Source organism: Ruegeria sp. YTSA072 (assembly GCF_059610285.1).
This window is the reverse complement of the sequence record NZ_JBXWNI010000005.1, coordinates 237,574-254,549: the sequence shown is the minus strand read 5'-3', so window position 1 is coordinate 254,549 and position 16,976 is coordinate 237,574. Positions and strand designations below refer to the sequence as shown.

Sequence of the window (16,976 nt, the reverse complement as noted above, 5' to 3'; positions counted from 1 at the left end):
CTGTAGGTGAGGGACGCTGATGGCACACGCAAAAAACCATGATTATCACATTCTGGCCCCGTCGATCTGGCCTCTGATCGGCGCGATCGGCGGCTTTGTGATGCTGTTCGGAGCCGTCCTGTGGATGCACGGGGTTACCTCGTGGATGTTCTGGGCCGGCCTGGTGGCCGTTCTATACACCATGTTCGCATGGTGGTCCGAGGTTGTGGTCGAGAGCCGCCAGGGCGATCACACGCCGGTTGTCCGCATCGGCCTGCGCTATGGCTTCATCCTGTTCGTTATGTCCGAGGTGATGTTCTTCTTTGCCTGGTTCTGGTCGTTCTTCAAACATCGCATGTACCCGATGTACGACTATGCCGGTACCGAATACATCCAACCTGACATTCATGCTGTTGACCCGTTCCACCTGCCGCTGATCAACACTCTGGTCCTGCTGCTGTCGGGCTGTGCAATCACCTGGGCGCACCACGCGCTGGTGCACGGCAATGATCGCAAGGCGCTGGTCCAGGGGCTGGCCATCGGTATCGCTCTGGGCGTCGCATTCACAGGTCTGCAGGCATTTGAATACTATGAGCTGCTGGCGCATGAAGGCTGGAAATTCGGCGGTGATCAGTTCTATTCGAACTTCTTCATGGCAACGGGCTTTCACGGTTTCCACGTTCTTATCGGTACCATCTTCCTTTCAGTGTGCTTAATCCGGGCGCTCAAGGGTGACTTCACACCTGAGAAACACGTCGGGTTTGAGGCGGCTGCCTGGTACTGGCACTTCGTTGACGTTGTCTGGCTGTTCCTGTTCTTCGCAGTATACATCTGGGGCCAGGCGCCGTTGATGTAGCGCCAGACGGGCGAACAAATTGCAAAAGCCGCCCTTTTGGGGCGGCTTTTTCTCTATTCGGGGCGCAAGATTGCGCCCCATACAATTGCAAGGTTGCCTTTCTGCGGCTGCAGCCCTTAACAAGACGCCGGCTCTTGCAGAGCCTTCGAACAACACAACCTGGTCCTGACATGCGCCGCATTCTCTTTCTGATGATCTTTGGCATTGCCGGTCTGGCGATCCTTGTGTCCCTGGGTGTCTGGCAAATGCAGCGGTTGGCGTGGAAACAAGGCGTTTTAGCCGAAATTGAAAATCGGATTTCAGCCGATCCGGTTGATTTGCCTGACACCGTGTTGCCTGATGCTGATAAGTACCTGCCGGTCACAATTGCGGGCGAGGTCGAGCCGGGCGAGATCCACGTTCTTGTCTCGGTCAAACAGGTTGGGGCGGGCTATCGCATCATCCAGTCTTTTAGCACAAATGACCGGACAATTCTTGTGGACCGGGGCTTTGTTCCTGTGACCGCGAAGCACGATCAAAGGCTGAATGGACCGATGGAGATCACTGGAAATCTGCACTGGCCGGACGAAATTGACGGCTACACGCCTGAGCCGGATATTGACGACAATATATGGTTTGCCCGCGATGTACCGAACCTGGCCGCCGCACTTGGGGCTGAGCCAGTTCTGCTAATCGCGCGGTCGCAAACCGACCCCAACATCACACCCTTGCCTGTTTCGGCGACGGGTATCCCGAATGATCACTTGCAATATGCAATAACATGGTTTGGCCTGGCTTTGGTCTGGGCCGCGATGACCGGATATTTTCTGTGGCGCAGCCGCGCCCCTTCTGAGAGTGACGCGACATGAAATACATCTCGACCCGCGGGCAGGCGCCCGAACTGACGTTTGAAGAGGCGATGCTAACCGGATTGGCACGTGACGGTGGTCTGTACCTGCCTGCCGAGATCCCGGTGATGACGCAGGATGAGATCGCAGCACTGGCCGGACTGCCCTTTGAGGAAATCGCGTTCCGGGTGATGTGGCCCTATGTTAGCGGGTCCTTTGGTGAGGGTGAGTTCAAAGAAATCATTGCCCGTGCTTATGAGGGCTTTGGCCATGATGCCCGCGCGCCATTGAAGCAGTTGAACGAAAACCACTTCTTGTTGGAGCTGTTCCACGGGCCGACCTTGGCCTTCAAAGACTTCGCCATGCAGCTGATCGGTCAGCTGTTCCAGGTGGCGCTGAAGCGCCGTGGTGACCGTGTAACCATCGTTGGCGCGACCAGTGGCGACACCGGTTCGGCTGCGATTGAAGCGTTCCGGGGGCTCGACGCCGTGGACGTGTTCATCCTGTTCCCACATGGGCGTGTTTCGGAAGTGCAGCGCCGTCAGATGACCACGCCTGCGGACAGCAACGTGCATGCGTTGGCCGTGGATGGCGATTTTGACGATTGTCAGGCCGCGCTAAAGGACATGTTCAACGATTTCGACTTCCGCGACGGCGTGAAGCTGGCTGGCGTGAATTCGATCAACTTTGCCCGTGTTCTGGCGCAAATCGTCTACTACTTCTCCGCTGCTGTCAGCCTCGGCGCACCGCATCGCAGGGTCAGCTTTACGGTGCCGACCGGCAATTTCGGCGACATCTTTGCGGGCTATCTGGCCAAGCGTATGGGCCTGCCGATTGACCGTCTGGTGGTGGCCACGAACCAAAACGACATTCTGCACCGATGCCTGTCGGGTGAAGGGTATTTCAAAGGTGACACGATCCCCTCGATCAGCCCTTCGATGGATATCCAAGTCAGTTCGAACTTTGAGCGGGCTCTGTACTATGCCTATGACGAGGATGGTGCGGCTATTGCGCAGTTGATGGATGAGCTTAAGAACGGCGGCTTCAATGTCAGTCAGGGCGCAATGGAAGCGCTGCGCGAGAGCTTTGACTCAGGGAGGGTCTCCGAGGATGAGACCTTGGCCACGATCAAGTCCACGCTGGTCCACAGCGCCGAGTTGGTATGCCCTCACACGGCCGTTGGAATTAAGGTCGCAGAAGAGCATCGCGCCGCCAATGTGCCGATGATCACGCTGGCCACCGCACATCCCGCGAAATTCCCGGCCGCGGTTGAGGAGGCAAGCGGGGAACATCCGCCTCTTCCATCCCGCATGTCTGATCTGTATGAACGTCCGGAACGGGTGACCCGCATCGCCAACGATCTGGGCGCCCTCGAGGATCATATCAGAAGGCATATCGCTGAGTGACTGTCAGACAAGACCAACTGAAGAACGGATTTCGTATCGTCAGTGAACACATGCCGGGGTTGCAATCGGCGGCCATCGGCATCTGGGTGACCGCCGGTGGGCGGCATGAGCGGATTGAGCAGAACGGTATCGCGCATTTCCTTGAGCACATGGCTTTTAAGGGAACCAAGCGCCGTTCGGCGTTGCAAATCGCCGAGGCGATTGAGGACGTGGGCGGGTATATCAACGCCTACACGTCGCGCGAAGTAACGGCTTATTACGCGCGTGTTCTCAAAGACGATGTGGCGCTGGCGATGGATGTCATCGGTGACATCGTTCTGAACCCGATCTTCGACCCGCGTGAGATCGAAGTTGAACGCGGTGTGATCCTACAGGAAATCGGTCAGGCCTATGACACGCCCGACGATGTGATCTTTGACTGGTTGCAAGAGCAGAGCTACCACGATCAACCGCTGGGTCGCACCATTCTGGGTCCGACCGAACGGGTCAGTGCGTTTTCTCGCGAAGATCTGTCCGGGTTTGTGGCTGAACACTATGGACCCGAGCAGATGATCCTGTCTGCCGCCGGTGCCGTCGATCACGACGCGCTTATGAAAGCCGCCGAGGAGATGTTTGGTCATCTGCAGCCGCGCAAGGGATTGATCCCGGAAACCGCCCGTTTCACTGGCGGCGAAGCGCGGCAGGAGAAAGAGCTGGAGCAGGCGCATTTCGCGCTGGCGCTGGAAAGCCCCGGCTATCGCGACGATGCGATCTATACCGCACAGATTTATTCGACGGCGCTTGGCGGCGGCATGTCCTCTCGCCTGTTCCAGGAAGTGCGCGAAACACGCGGGTTGTGCTACACGATCTTTGCGCAGACCGGAGCTTATGCCGATACCGGCACGACGACGATTTACGCCGGAACGTCGGCGGATCAGGTCGCAGAGCTGGCCAGCATAACGATTGATGAGATGAAGCGCGCCGCCGAAGACATGAGCGCCGAAGAGGTTGCCCGCGCCCGCGCGCAGATGAAAGCCGGTATGCTGATGGGGTTGGAAAGCCCGTCGAACCGGGCGGAACGTCTGGCGCGTTTGGTGCAGATCTGGGATCGGGTTCCCTCGCTTGAGGATGCCGTGGCCAAGATCGACGCCGTCAGCACCGAAGATGTGCGTGCCTTCGCCGAACAGATGGCAGTGCAAGCCCCTGCTGCGCTGGCGCTTTACGGTCCTGTCTCGGGCGCACCCACGCTGGCGCAATTGCAGGAGAGGCGTGCGGCGTGATGCTGTTGGGCAGACGCAAGCTGAAACTTGAAACCGAGCGCCTGAGCTTGCGCCCGCCCGCACATTCCGACTTTAATGACTGGGCGGCGCTACGGCGCGCGTCACAGGAATACCTAACCCCGTGGGAGCCGATCTGGGCCAAGGATCACCTAAGCCGCAAGTCCTTTACCAACAGGGTTTATTGGGCGCAGCGCTCCGTGGCCGGTGGGACGGCGATCCCACTGTTTTTGTTCCGTCGCACGGATGATGTGCTTTTGGGGGCCATCACGCTGGACAATGTCCGTCGCGGCCCGGCGCAGGCAGGAACCTTGGGATATTGGACGGGCCAGTCTTTTGCCCGTCAGGGTTACATGCGCGAGGCCATTGGTGCGATCGTTCATCACGCCTTTACCCGACTGGACCTGAGCCGGATCGAGGCCGCCTGTCTGCCCGAAAACAAGCCGTCGCGTGGATTGCTGGAAAGCTCGGGCTTCAAATACGAGGGCGTGGCACAGTCATACCTGCAGATCAACGGACGCTGGCGGACGCATGTGCTGTATGCCAGCTTGCGCTCGGACCGGCGCGGAAAGACCGACGCGGGGTAGGTCGATGGCGCGGGCAAAGCAGCCAATGATCTGGATCAGTGATGCGATGGTGAGCGTTTCAAGCATCAAAGGGTTTGAGGCAGACATTGTCCTGAGGGATATGGAACGCGCTGTTGAAGCTATGAAGCGAAACAGACTTGGAGAACCGCAGTCAGAAGACTGTTTCCCGAAAGAAATGTACGCGAAGTACAACGACAAAAAGGAAAAGAAGCAGCCTGATTTCTTTATGGCTGGAGGTCTGTGGACGGTGTCTTCCGCGTGTGCGGCGGTTCTGCACCAGTTTGATCTCGGTGAAGGCAATCTCTACCCTGTCAAACTGTTTCAGCATGACCGTGCCTCTCTGGTTGAAGGCGAATATTATTGTCTGAACTTCGGCGCACAAAAGACTGCCGTGCTGACAGAGCAATCTCCGCGCATCACAAAGCCGTACCCAAACTATGCTATCTGGCAGCCGCCTGGGGCAATGCAAGACAAGGATATTGCGGTCAGCGCTTCGGCCCTGGACGGTCCTGACATCTGGATAGACACACAAATGCGCCACGCGTTTTTTGTGAGTGATCCGTTGGCACAAGCGTTGCGTGCGGCGAAAGTCTCGCGCCCGTTCAAGCTGCGGAAGTGCATTGTTCTCTGAACTGCTCCTAGAAAATGCCAATTCCGTGGTTTCACTCACGCGATATCTGCAGGCGTGACTTACCCGTGTTCTGCGCTACACTCCGGGCATGCGCTGGATTGTTGCGGTATTGATGGTGATCTCGGGCGGGGCTGTGGCGCAGGAGCGGCGGCCGAGCCATTGCATTGCCATAGCGGATGCCGCCCCGGGGATTGAGTATATTCACAAAGCAGCCTGGCAGGATCCAGTGCCGGAGTTTTCGGTTCGGATCAGCTATATCGCTCATGCGTCGTTTATGATTCAGACGCAGGGCGGGTTGAACGCGGTAACGGACTTCACCGGTTTCATCGGCAGTGCCGATCTTATCCCGGACGTGGTCACAATGAACCACGCCCACAGCACCCATTGGACCGCCCACCCGGACCCGGCCATTCCGAATGTGTTGCCGGGGTGGGGCGAGTTCGGGCAGGGGATCGAACACTATCTTGATTTGGGAGAGATGCTGATTCGCAATGTCTCGACCGATATCCGATCCTCTTATGGCGGTGTGGAAGAGCGCGGAAATTCAATCTTTGTGTTTGAGGTTGAAGGGTTGTGCATAGGCCATCTGGGTCACCTGCATCATGTGCCGTCGGATGAACAATTTGCCGCCCTGGGGCGTTTGGATGTTGTGATGGCTGCGGTGGATGGTGGAACGACGATGCCGCTGCCGGAAATGATCACGGTATTGAAGCGGCTGAAAAGCTCGGTCATTATTCCGATGCACTGGTTTTCTAGCTTTTCGCTGGACCGGTTTCTGGTCGATATCCGCAACGACTTCCCCGTTGAGCGCAAAGGTGTGTCTGAGATCACCGTGTCTCTGCGTACGTTACCTGATCGCCCGACGGTCGTGGTGCTTGAGCCGCAATACCTCATCGAACTGGAATAAGGCTTGTCGGGGCGTCACGACTTGGGCAAGGAAAGGGTATGAAACTAAACCCTGCCGATGACAATTTTGCCCAATTAATCCGCACTGCGGTGGGCGATGATATTCTGCACCCTGTCGAGGAACGATACCTGGAAGAGCCGCGCCGCAGGTTCGCAGGCCATGTCGGCGTTTTGGCGCTGCCGAAGTCGGTGGAACAGGTTTCGACGCTCGTTCGGCTCGCCTCGGATGCTTCGGTTCCCGTCGTGCCTTACGGCGGCGGCACCGGATTGGTCGGCGGGCAGGTGATGACCGACGGCCCGGCCCCGTTGCTTATTTCACTGGAGCGGATGTCAGCCATCCGGGCGGTTTATCCGACCGAGAACATTCTTATCGCCGAGGCCGGTGCCATTCTGGCCGATGTTCAGGCTGCTGCGGAAGAAGCTGATCGATTGTTCCCCTTGGCATTGGCGGCGCAAGGGTCTTGCCGGATAGGTGGAAATCTTGCGATGAATGCGGGTGGCGTCAATGTATTGCGCTACGGCAATGCGCGTGACCTGTGTCTTGGGTTGGAAGCAGTTCTTCCAAATGGTGAAATCTGGCACGGCCTCAGCCGATTGCGCAAGGACAACACTGGGTACGATCTGCGCAACCTTCTGATCGGGGCGGAAGGCACGCTGGGGATCATCACAGCTGCGTCGTTGAAGCTGTACCCGCGTCCGGCCGAGACCGGCACCGCGATGTTCCAGGTGGCCTCTCCGGATGCTGCCATTGAATTGCTGGCGCTGGCACGCGATCAGGTGGGCGAGGGGGTCAGCACCTTTGAGCTGATCCACAAGCAGGGCCTGCAATTCTTGTCCGAGGTTTTGCCCGATATCCGCCAGCCCTTTGACGTCCAGCCTGAATGGATGGTGCTTATTGAATTGGGTCTTTCTGGCGGTGCGTCACCGTCAGACGCGCTGATGGCGCTGTTCGAAACAGCGGAGGCGAGCGGGCTTGTAGGTGATGCAGTCATAGCCCAAAGCGAAGCGCAACGAATGGAGCTTTGGGCCGTACGTGAGCATATTCCCGAAGCCAACCGGTTGATCGGTTCGGTCTCGAGCCATGACATCTCGGTCCCGATCTCGCAAATCCCCGAATTCATCCTGCGAGGGTCCGAAATTGTACGCAGGTTGGGGGATTTCCGGATTAACTGTTTTGGGCATTTGGGTGACGGCAACCTTCACTACAACGTGTTCCCGCCGCAGGGGCATAGCCGTTCAGAGTATGACGCACAGCGGCAAACGGTAAAACGCTTGGTGCATGATTTGGTGCATGAGTTCGGTGGTTCGATTAGCGCAGAACACGGCATAGGGCGTTTGAAAACGGATGATCTATGTCGCTATGGCGATCCGGTAAAGCTGTCGGCAATGCGCTCGATCAAGGCAGCGCTTGATCCAAAAGGGATCATGAATCCGGGTGCCGTTCTAAAGGCGTAGGCGCGGCCCGTTTAATACAGGCCGCGCGCTGAGTTCACGATGCGGGCAGAATAACTTTGTCAATCACGTGGATGACGCCGTTCGATGTTTCGATGTCTGCCTGAACAACGTTCGCGTCGTTGACCATTACGCCGTTATCAAGGTCAATCTTGACTTCTCCGCCCTGTACGGTTGCGGCTTTCATGTCATCGGACAGATCGCCTGACATCACTTTGCCGGGCACCACGTGGTAGGTCAGGATGGCGACCAGTTGATCCTTGTTCTCGGGCTTCAGAAGGGTTTCGACGGTGCCTTCGGGCAGGGCGGCAAACGCCTCATCCGTGGGGGCGAAAACGGTGAAGGGGCCTTCGCCTTTCAGCGTATCAACCAACTCGGCAGCCTGAACAGCTGCGACAAGAGTCTCAAAGCTACCTGCGCCGACGGCGGTGTCGACGATATCTTTGGAATGGCCATCAGCATAAGCCGTAGTTGAAACGAAAAGGCTTGCGACGCCGGCAATTGCGAGTTTGCGAAACATGGTATGATTTCCCTGGTTGGAATGCCCTTGGTGGCATCATTCGGGGTACGCTGCATCACTGAAAAGAGATCACTGTTTGTGCCGATAAGTTCGGGTTGATCCAATAAAAAACCGCGCTAAGCCAGCGCGGTCTCAGATTTCCACTCACGAATTTGTGATTGCACGCGCCGTCAAAGGCCTTCGAATTCGCACAAGACTTGGACATCCATACCCATATCCTCCAATGCCTTGCGTCCGCCTAACTCTGGCAGGTCGATAATGAACGAGCATGAGACGATCTCGCCCCCCAACCGTTCGATCAGTTTGATGCCTGCGGCAGCGGTGCCACCTGTCGCCAGCAGATCATCGACGACGAGGATTTTTTCACCCGGTTGGATGGCGTCGTCGTGGATTTCGACAATCGCCTCGCCGTATTCAAGCTTGTAGTCTTGACTGATCGTGGTTCCCGGCAGCTTGCCCTTTTTGCGGATGGGCACGAATCCGACGCTTAGCTGGTGCGCGATTGCGCCGCCTAGGATAAAGCCACGCGCCTCGAGGCCAACGACCTTGTCGATGCGCTCACCGGCATAGGGGTGCAGCATTTGATCGATCGCCATGCGGAAACCGCGCGGATCAGCGAACAGGGTCGTTACGTCCCGGAACATGATCCCCTCATGTGGGAAATCAACGATGGTCCGAATGTAATCTTTGACCGACTTGTTTCTGGACATGGCCATCCCCTCTGGCGTCAAAACACGCTGGGCTGTTTGGCCCATTGGTGTGAGTCATGCAAGGAAAGATTGCCACCCCAGACGTCCGGCGGTTCGACTGGCGGTAGTCGCGATACAGTGCATCGACCGGCCGCGTCAGATATGGTTTGTGCCCCTTGCCTTGATCTTTTGAAAAAATCGCCTGAGCGACATGAAGGTTCGTTGCCATAACCTTCTTTTGTTGTTAGGTGCTCGTGAATTACAAATTCTATGCGAAGTATATACAAAGACTATCTTGCAGGTCTGCGATTTTGATGGGAATGGGACGCGTGGGAACGAAAGACGGTAAGATTTCAACCAAGAAAAACAGTCAGTTGGTCCTGCGGCTGGATAAGGATGAACGGGACGAGTTTGTTCAGCTATGCAAAGAGTTGGACACGTCGGCCGCGCGAGAAATCCGGCGGTTCATTCGCGGTTTCATGAAGGAACACGCTGAGGGCTGAGCCCTCAGGCCGGGCGGCGCAGGACAGCCGTGGCCACACCCATCCCGATTAATGCCAGCCCTCCGAACCGGGTCATAGCGGTGATGACGCCTGAACGGCCGATCATCTTGCGCAGGTGGTCCGCCAAAAGGGCGTATGCCAGCGAATTCAGCCATGCCAGCCCCACAAAGGTTGCGATCAGGATAGCAAATTGCGGTCCGAGCGGGTCAGCCGGGCGCAGAAACTGAGGAACGAAAGCGATAAAAAACGCGATAGATTTCGGGTTCAACGCGGTGACAGCGGCTGCATGGCCAAAAACGCTGTGTGCGGTGACATTGCGCCCGGTGTCCACAGTCTCAAGCCCGCCTGATGGCGCGCTGCGCAACAGTTTGATCCCCAGCCAGACCAAATAGGCGGCACCGACCCATTTAAGGGCCGTGAATAGCGTAGCCGAGGCCAGGACCAGCGCGCCAAGCCCCAAAAGAGAGGCCGTCATAGCCACCAGATCCCCAACAGCTACACCCGTCGCCGAGGCGACAGCCACGCTGCGCCCCTTGGATAGGGCATAGCTGAGCACCAGCAAGACCGTCGGGCCTGGGATCAATAGTAAGGCGGTAGATGCAGCGACAAAGGCGAGCCAAAGGTCAAGGGACATCGGAAATCCTGTGAATACGTTTCCCGCAGCAAGCCCGGACCAGCGCGCAAGGTCAAGCCCTGCGTGGTTGCGTTGTCAGACGCATCAGCGCCTCAAGCGGACCGCGTTTGAATTTGCGGGACCACAATAGGGCAAAGATCGAGGACGCGGCGCAGAACGCAACAGCGTAACCCGCGATCTGCGGGGCGTTCAGTGACCCGTTCAGCAACCCGGCCTCCTCCAGTATGCCCATGCCGATCAGGATGTGCACCACATAGAGCGTCAGGCTCTGCCGACCAGGCGCGGTCAGGGCTGGGCCGATGCGCAACTTTTCGATCTTGGGCCACAGCTTCAACAGCAATCCGATCACCACGCAAGCCGAGCCGGTTCCGGCAATAATGTAGAACGGTCCCGGTGGGATGGACGCGGTTCCCAGATAGATCACCAGATCAGGGTCCGAGGCCAACATTTGCGGAAACAGGGCAAATATGGCAGCTCCGAACCCCCACATGATCAGCCTGTGTTGAATGCAGATCGTGTGCAGTTCGGATCGTCCAATAGCCATTCCGATCAACAGGAACGCCGCCCAGGGAAGGACCGGGTGCCAGCCGTTGAAAAACAGGTTACGCAAAAAACCGGGCAGGGTCCAAAGGTCGGTGTATGTCAGCGTTTCCCAGTCCCAGCCAAGGTCGTAGTTGAAAATCATGACAGCGAGGACAGCCAGCGCCACCACCCCAACTGAACCCAACCACAATGCACGGGTCGGTGCCGTCAGGAAAGCAGCGCCAACAACGAAGTACACCGCGTAGAAATGCAGAATATCGGCGTCAAATACGGTCATGTTGATCAGGCCGAGCGCGAACAGAAACACCGCGCGCCGTAGCAGCATCGACGTTGAAACAGAGGATAACCCAATTCCGATGCCGGCCAGGATGACGAACAAAGCGGCGGCGCGGCCTTCCAGCAAATCGATCAGGGTCGAGGCCCAGTCATTGCCAGGGGCGACCTCAGCAGCAATGCGGAAATTCACCAGAACCATTCCGCAAAACGCCAGAAATCGCGCTGCGTCCAATGCCTCAAGTCGCTTCATGCTATCCCTCTGTTTCGCCGGCGTTTTGACGGTGCCGTGCGAACCACAGATCGGTGCAGCACAGGCGATTTTTCAAGATGACGGGCAAAAAAGAGCCGGGGCCGTGCAATGCGGCAACAAGTTTTAAGATTGGATTAAGTGTGCTTCGTGCGGCTTGAAACGGTTCCTCGGGCCACCAACCTTGGACCGGACGCAACGCTTCGGAGAGGCCGATGGTTCAAACAGATCAAACACGCGCGAACGCGACACCTGAACCCAATCCCTCGCGGCTTGCCCACGTAAAGGGCGCGCTGATCCTTTTGGTTCCGGTCCTTGCGGTGATCTACGCGGGCATCGTGGGGTATATGTATGTGAACCAGCAATCGCTGTTGTTCAAACCAGATGGCGAGTTGTCTGCGCCCAATTCGATCGGCCTGGCCGATGTTGAGACCGTTTCCCTCACTATGTCCGATGGTGTCACGCTGACCGCGTGGACTGCCCCACCCGCGATAGAAGGCGCGCCGACGGTTTTGTTTTTTCATGGCCAATCTGGCAATCTGGCCGACCGGGCCGACCGGATGAGAGAGATCCTCAACAGCGGCTTCGGCCTGCTGGCCCCCAGCTACCGTGGCTATCCGGGCAGCGAGGGCGAACCGTCCGAGATGGCGCTGATTTCCGACGGCATCCAGATGTATGACCAGTTGGATCGCCAAGGTGCGGACGTTGTGTTGCACGGCCAAAGTCTTGGAACAGCCGTTGCGACTGCCGTAGCTGAACAGCGCCCAAATGCACAGCTGCTGGTGCTTGAGGCACCCTTTACGGCTACGGTGGACGTCGCGGCGGAAAGATATCCCTGGCTACCGGTGCATGCCCTGATGCGGGATCAGTTCGCGACCCGTGATCTGATCGAGAACGTCACCGTTCCGACTTTGATCTTCCACGGGACCGAGGATGAAACGGTTCCCCTGCATCACGGCGAAGCTTTGGCCGCGATGGCCGGGGAGACGGCGCAGATCTATGTCATCCCGGAGGGCACCCACAACGACCTCTGGTCGCACGGGTTGTGGGATAAGGTTCAACAGTCCTTGCAAGCCAATTAAAGCTGCCGGTCAGAGAACCCGACCAGCAACAGCATCCAGTTTCGCCAGCAAAATGGGATCACGTTTCTCAGGTGCGGTCAGGATGGCAAATTCCAGTGCCCGGTCGCAGCCATGAGGGCAGGGCGCGCGGTCAGCGCCCAGCAGATCGGGCAGACCTTTGACAAGCGCACGGCCTTTCTCGGCATTGCCGGTCAGCGTGGCGATGATGGAGGTGACGTCCACCTCGCCGTGATCCGGGTGCCAGCTGTCGTAATCGGTAACCATGGCGATCGAGGCATAACAAAGCTCGGCCTCGCGGGCGAGTTTGGCCTCGGGCATGTTGGTCATGCCTATCACGTCGCAGCCCCAGTGTTCCCGGTACATCTTGGATTCCGCCAGTGTCGAGAACTGCGGCCCTTCCATCGCCAGATAGGTGCCGCCGCGATGAATGGTGATGCCTGCTGTTCGACCGGCAGTCTCACACGCGTCCGACAGGCGCGGGCAGGTGGGGTGCGCAACACTGACGTGGGCGACGCAGCCGGTGCCAAAAAAGCTCTTCTCGCGCGCAAACGTCCGGTCGATGAACTGATCGACGATCACGAAATCGCCCGGCGCCATGTGCTCGCGAAACGATCCGCAGGCCGAAACTGAGATCACGTCAGTCACACCAAGCCGTTTCAACGCGTCAATATTGGCGCGATAGGGAACGTCAGTCGGGGAATGTACGTGACCACGCCCGTGACGGGGAAGGAACGCCATGTCTACGCCGTTCAGGGATCCGGTCAGGATCTGATCCGAAGGATCGCCCCATGGCGTTTCGACTGTGACCCATTCCGCTTTTTCCAAACCGTCGATGTCGTAAATGCCTGATCCGCCGATGATGGCGATTTTGGTCTGGGTCATGGCTGCTCTCCGTGAAAAACTGTTGAAAGAGTTCTGCGTGGCAGCCGCGGGTTTGGCAAGTGGCTTCAAGGGTTTGTGTAACTTGCTTGCTAGCTATGCGGTTTACGCATATCAGGGTCCCGCTGGGTGCAGTATCTAATGTCAGGTATGACAGGTAAAAGGCATCTTTCGCGCGAACAAACAACCCCACAGGACGTCTCATGCCCCGAGCCATGCTGGCAAGCTTTGCCAATCGTATAGCCAAACCCGATCTCCGCTGGATGCCGGATGAGGGGCTGACCGTCTCGCGCTTGCGGATTGAGCTGTTGTCGGGCCTGACCGTTGCGCTGGCGCTGGTCCCCGAAGCGGTGGCGTTTGCCTTTGTCGCAGGTGTCCACCCGTTGGTCGGACTGTATGCCGCGTTCATGGTGGGTTTGATCACGGCGCTGATCGGCGGGCGTCCAGGCATGATCTCCGGCGCAACCGGCGCTCTGGCTGTTGTGATGGTGGCGTTGGTGGCTGAACACGGGGTGGAATACCTGTTCGCCACGGTGGTTTTGATGGGCATTTTGCAGGTCATTGCAGGCGCGATGCATTGGGGCCGGTTCATCCGACTGGTGCCGCATCCGGTGATGCTGGGTTTTGTGAATGGTCTGGCAATCGTGATTTTTCTGGCCCAGATGGGGCAGTTCAAGGTGCCCGGCACCATGGAAAATACCGGCCACGGTGTGGGCGGTGGCGAATGGCTTTCGGGCCTACAGCTTTATACGATGCTAGGACTGGTCGCGCTGACCATGGCGGTGATCTGGGTCATGCCGCGTATCACGCGTATCGTGCCTGCGCCATTGGCCGGGATCGTTGTCGTGGCTGCGCTGGTTATCGGCTTTGGACTTGATGTGCCGCGCGTCGGTGATCTGGCGTCTATCGAGGGTGGTCTGCCCGCATTCCACATCCCGATGGTGCCGCTGAACTGGGAAACCTTCGAGATCATCCTGCCTTACGCTGTCATTCTGGCAGCCATCGGCTTGATTGAATCCCTGCTGACCCTGAACCTCGTTGGTGAAATCACCGGCAAACGCGGAGGGGCCTCGCAAGAATGCATTGCGCAGGGTGTGTCCAATGTAGCGACTGGATTCTTTGGCGGTATGGGCGGTTGTGCGATGATCGGTCAGTCGATGATCAACGTGAAGTCCGGCGGTCGTACCCGCATCGCCGGGATTGCTGCGGCCCTGTTCCTACTTGTGTTCATCTTGTTCGCCTCACCGCTGATTGAGCAAATTCCGCTGGCCGCGCTGGTTGGTGTGATGTTCATGGTGGTAATCGGAACCTTTGCCTGGAACTCGTTCAAGATCATGCGCAAGGTGCCCCTGATGGATGCGTTTGTCATCGTTCTGGTGACTGTTGTGACCGTGATGGAAGACCTTGCGGTTGCCGTGGTTGTTGGTGTGATCGTCTCAGCTCTTGCCTATGCCTGGAACAATGCAAAACGCATCCACGCGGTTACGCGGGACTCGGCCACGGAAGAGGGCGCAAAAGTCTATGAGATTCAGGGGCCTTTGTTCTTTGGTTCGTCCGACGGATTCATTGAGCTGTTTGATATTCAGAACGACCCTGACACTGTAATCGTGGACTTTGCCGAAAGCCGCGTCGTGGATCAATCCGCGCTGCAAGCCATCGAGAACATCGCTGGAAAATACGAGGCTGCGGGCAAACGCGTCATGCTCCGCCACCTCAGCCGAGACTGCCACAAGTTGCTAAACAAAGCTGGCCACCTGATGGTCGATAGCGACGATGACCCGGACTACGAGCTGGCCGTCGATTACTCGGTCCGCACGGGTGTGCTGGGCGGGCATTGATTGTAAAAGGCGGCCACTTCGGCCGCCTTTTACTTTGGAGCAATCCGTTCCAATTCTTCAGTATTACCAGACAGAAGCGCCTCTTCGGCTTCGGCGATCTTCTCGGCGGGCCAATCCCACCAGTTCAATGCTAAAAGCCGGTCGATGGTGTCCTTTTCGAACCGGAACCGCCGCACTTCGGCAGGGTTCCCGGTAATGATCGCATAGGGCGGTACGTTCCCGCGAACAACAGACCCGGCACCAATAATTGCCCCCGAACCGATCTGTGCACCGGGCAGGATCATCGCGCCATAGCCAATCCAGACATCGTGGCCGATGAGAGTGTCGCGCGTGTCCGGCTGAAACCCGGTCATTCCGTCCGGGTCAAACACTGGAAACGGAAAGCACGTCAATCCATCCATTGAATGATTGGCCGATGATGTGATGAAACGTACGCCATGGGCGATCTGACAGAACTTCCCCAGCACCAGCCTTTCTTGCGAAAACGGAAACAGGTAGGGGGCAAGTCGTTGCGCCCAATCGTCTGACGGCTCAAAATCCGATGCGTAGCTGTATTCTCCGGCCTGAAACCTGGGATGGTCAATCGCTTCAGACAGGAAAACTGTGCCCTTGTGATCAGACCCATCAGGGAGCGTGATCGGGTATCTGCGTAAGGGGTCAGGAAGCGGCATTAGTCATCCGGTCGTGAAAGGCTGAACAGCTCGGTGACCACTGAATAGTCCCGGTACCCAAGCCTTGCCAGCGGTTGGAATGTTGTGACGTCGAACATGCCGTCTTTCAGGCAATCGTCGCGCAGATGTACGCCGGTTACTTCTCCGAACACCACCCGATTGGCCTCGCCCGGAAGGGACACGATCTGGGTTAGCTTGCATTCCAGCGCTGCCGGAGCCCCATCGATCCGGGCGCATGGGATGGTTTCGCATTCCAAGGGTGTCAGGCCTGCATGGCCAAATTCGTCGACATGTTTCGGCAAGCCTGCTGAGCTGGCATTCATTGCGTCGCGATGTGCGTGCGCCACGACGTTTACACAAAACACCCCCGTTGCCTTGATATTGGCAAGACTGTCTTTCGTGCCGTCTTGATCGTGTTTGGTTCCGGTTGAAGCAAACATCACCTGCGGCGGGGTGTAAGCAACGCCGTTAAAAAACGAATACGGAGCCAGATTGTTGATCCCATCTGTGTCACGCGTCGAGATCCAGCCAATCGGCCGCGGCGTGATAATGGCGTTGAACGGATTGTGTGGCAGGCCGTGGCCGTTTTCGGGGCGATAGAACATATGGTCTCCAAGCGTTTGCCCAAGGCGTACCGAAGTGCTAGGGCGATTGCCAGCTAGGAAAAGAGGGCAGGGTGCAGCAGTTCGTGATCAGGCCGGAAGAGCCGGATGATTGGTGGGAGGTCGAGGCCCTCTACGACCTGTGCTTTGCACCGGGGCGCGAGGCGCTGTCCTCGTATCGTCTGCGCGATGATGTTCCGTCGGTGTCGGGCCTTTCCCTTGTTGCGCGCGACGGGCAGGGCATTCTGGCCGGGGCGATCCGTTTCTGGCCCGTGCATGTGGGCGATCACGACGCTTTGTTGCTGGGTCCCGTGGCGGTGCACCCGACCCACCAGGGCGAAGGCCTTGGCGGATTCCTGATCCATCAGGGGCTTGAGGCTGGTCGCGAAATTGGCTGGCAAAGGGTGATGCTGGTGGGCGATGCACCTTATTATGCGCGTTTCGGGTTCACCCGGCTTTCCGGTGTGGAAATGCCGCCCCCAACAAACCCTGACCGGGTCTTAGGCGTGGAATTGAGCCCCGGTGAATGGTTGAATGTGCGTGGCACGGTCACACGCTGGTCGCGCTGAGCTATTGAAACCACGCCATTTAG

The 16,976-nt window shown here is 57.7% G+C and carries 19 protein-coding genes; 12 read left to right on the top strand and 7 right to left on the bottom strand.

The genetic code is table 11. The annotated features are described in order from the left end of the window. Window positions 1–19: 19 nt before the first annotated feature. From AC2FIB_RS11620 to AC2FIB_RS11585, 8 genes are all read left to right on the top strand, one after another. Window positions 20–835 carry a cytochrome c oxidase subunit 3 gene (locus AC2FIB_RS11620; protein WP_058272267.1) on the top strand — a complete coding sequence of 272 codons (816 nt, stop codon included), beginning with the start codon at window positions 20–22 and terminating at the stop codon, window positions 833–835. A 170-nt stretch (window positions 836–1,005) separates the two neighbouring features. Further along, on the top strand, window positions 1,006–1,683 hold the full coding sequence (locus AC2FIB_RS11615; protein WP_496736743.1) for an SURF1 family protein: 678 nt from the start codon (window positions 1,006–1,008) through the stop codon (window positions 1,681–1,683). Beyond that, complete coding sequence (gene thrC, locus AC2FIB_RS11610; protein ID WP_496736745.1) at window positions 1,680–3,068, top strand: threonine synthase; 1,389 nt, start codon at window positions 1,680–1,682, stop codon at window positions 3,066–3,068. The genes AC2FIB_RS11615 and thrC overlap by 4 nt, the downstream gene beginning before the upstream one ends. Further along, window positions 3,065–4,327: a M16 family metallopeptidase gene (locus AC2FIB_RS11605; protein ID WP_496736747.1), complete on the top strand. Its 1,263-nt coding sequence runs from the start codon at window positions 3,065–3,067 to the stop codon at window positions 4,325–4,327. The genes thrC and AC2FIB_RS11605 overlap by 4 nt, the downstream gene beginning before the upstream one ends. After that, window positions 4,327–4,911: a GNAT family N-acetyltransferase gene (locus AC2FIB_RS11600; RefSeq protein WP_058272263.1), complete on the top strand. Its 585-nt coding sequence runs from the start codon at window positions 4,327–4,329 to the stop codon at window positions 4,909–4,911. The genes AC2FIB_RS11605 and AC2FIB_RS11600 overlap by 1 nt, the downstream gene beginning before the upstream one ends. A gap of 25 nt (window positions 4,912–4,936) precedes the next feature. After that, window positions 4,937–5,542 (top strand): imm11 family protein, encoded by a 606-nt coding sequence (locus tag AC2FIB_RS11595; RefSeq protein ID WP_496842099.1) that lies wholly within the window; start codon window positions 4,937–4,939, stop codon window positions 5,540–5,542. Window positions 5,543–5,630: 88 nt separating this feature from the next. After that, window positions 5,631–6,449 (top strand): MBL fold metallo-hydrolase, encoded by an 819-nt coding sequence (locus tag AC2FIB_RS11590; protein WP_496736751.1) that lies wholly within the window; start codon window positions 5,631–5,633, stop codon window positions 6,447–6,449. Between the two features lie 38 nt (window positions 6,450–6,487). Beyond that, window positions 6,488–7,903: an FAD-binding oxidoreductase gene (locus tag AC2FIB_RS11585; protein WP_496842097.1), complete on the top strand. Its 1,416-nt coding sequence runs from the start codon at window positions 6,488–6,490 to the stop codon at window positions 7,901–7,903. Window positions 7,904–7,937: 34 nt separating this feature from the next. Here the strand turns inward: AC2FIB_RS11585 and AC2FIB_RS11580 are convergent, their stop codons facing one another. Further along, entirely contained in the window at window positions 7,938–8,420 is a 483-nt protein-coding gene (locus AC2FIB_RS11580; protein WP_496736755.1) for a fasciclin domain-containing protein, read from the bottom strand. 170 nt (window positions 8,421–8,590) lie between these two features. After that, the gene (locus AC2FIB_RS11575; RefSeq protein ID WP_109313474.1) at window positions 8,591–9,130 is read right to left on the bottom strand and encodes an adenine phosphoribosyltransferase; all 540 of its coding nucleotides are present in this window, start codon (window positions 9,128–9,130) and stop codon (window positions 8,591–8,593) included. A gap of 308 nt (window positions 9,131–9,438) precedes the next feature. Here AC2FIB_RS11575 and AC2FIB_RS11570 point away from each other — a divergent pair, with 308 nt between their 5' ends. Continuing rightward, window positions 9,439–9,612: a hypothetical protein gene (locus AC2FIB_RS11570; protein WP_496739544.1), complete on the top strand. Its 174-nt coding sequence runs from the start codon at window positions 9,439–9,441 to the stop codon at window positions 9,610–9,612. A 4-nt stretch (window positions 9,613–9,616) separates the two neighbouring features. On the opposite strand, the gene AC2FIB_RS11565 is transcribed toward AC2FIB_RS11570, so the two are convergent. Beyond that, the gene (locus AC2FIB_RS11565; protein ID WP_282120023.1) at window positions 9,617–10,246 is read right to left on the bottom strand and encodes a LysE family translocator; all 630 of its coding nucleotides are present in this window, start codon (window positions 10,244–10,246) and stop codon (window positions 9,617–9,619) included. A 52-nt stretch (window positions 10,247–10,298) separates the two neighbouring features. After that, complete coding sequence (locus AC2FIB_RS11560) at window positions 10,299–11,315, bottom strand: DUF418 domain-containing protein (RefSeq protein WP_496736757.1); 1,017 nt, start codon at window positions 11,313–11,315, stop codon at window positions 10,299–10,301. A gap of 212 nt (window positions 11,316–11,527) precedes the next feature. On the opposite strand from AC2FIB_RS11560, the gene AC2FIB_RS11555 reads away from it, so the two are divergent. Further along, entirely contained in the window at window positions 11,528–12,394 is an 867-nt protein-coding gene (locus AC2FIB_RS11555; protein WP_496736758.1) for an alpha/beta hydrolase, read from the top strand. Between the two features lie 9 nt (window positions 12,395–12,403). Here the strand turns inward: AC2FIB_RS11555 and AC2FIB_RS11550 are convergent, their stop codons facing one another. Next, the gene (locus tag AC2FIB_RS11550; RefSeq protein WP_496736760.1) at window positions 12,404–13,276 is read right to left on the bottom strand and encodes an S-methyl-5'-thioadenosine phosphorylase; all 873 of its coding nucleotides are present in this window, start codon (window positions 13,274–13,276) and stop codon (window positions 12,404–12,406) included. Between the two features lie 200 nt (window positions 13,277–13,476). On the opposite strand from AC2FIB_RS11550, the gene AC2FIB_RS11545 reads away from it, so the two are divergent. Beyond that, a complete protein-coding gene (locus tag AC2FIB_RS11545) occupies window positions 13,477–15,111 on the top strand; it encodes a SulP family inorganic anion transporter (RefSeq protein ID WP_496736761.1) in 1,635 nt (544 codons plus the stop codon). Window positions 15,112–15,140: 29 nt separating this feature from the next. On the opposite strand, the gene AC2FIB_RS11540 is transcribed toward AC2FIB_RS11545, so the two are convergent. Both AC2FIB_RS11540 and AC2FIB_RS11535 read right to left on the bottom strand, forming a co-directional pair. Next, entirely contained in the window at window positions 15,141–15,782 is a 642-nt protein-coding gene (locus tag AC2FIB_RS11540) for a CatB-related O-acetyltransferase (protein WP_496842092.1), read from the bottom strand. Next, the gene (locus AC2FIB_RS11535; protein WP_496842090.1) at window positions 15,782–16,387 is read right to left on the bottom strand and encodes a flavin reductase family protein; all 606 of its coding nucleotides are present in this window, start codon (window positions 16,385–16,387) and stop codon (window positions 15,782–15,784) included. The genes AC2FIB_RS11540 and AC2FIB_RS11535 overlap by 1 nt, the downstream gene beginning before the upstream one ends. Before the next feature lie 71 nt (window positions 16,388–16,458). On the opposite strand from AC2FIB_RS11535, the gene AC2FIB_RS11530 reads away from it, so the two are divergent. After that, on the top strand, window positions 16,459–16,953 hold the full coding sequence (locus tag AC2FIB_RS11530; protein ID WP_496726009.1) for a GNAT family N-acetyltransferase: 495 nt from the start codon (window positions 16,459–16,461) through the stop codon (window positions 16,951–16,953). Window positions 16,954–16,976 lie beyond the last annotated feature (23 nt).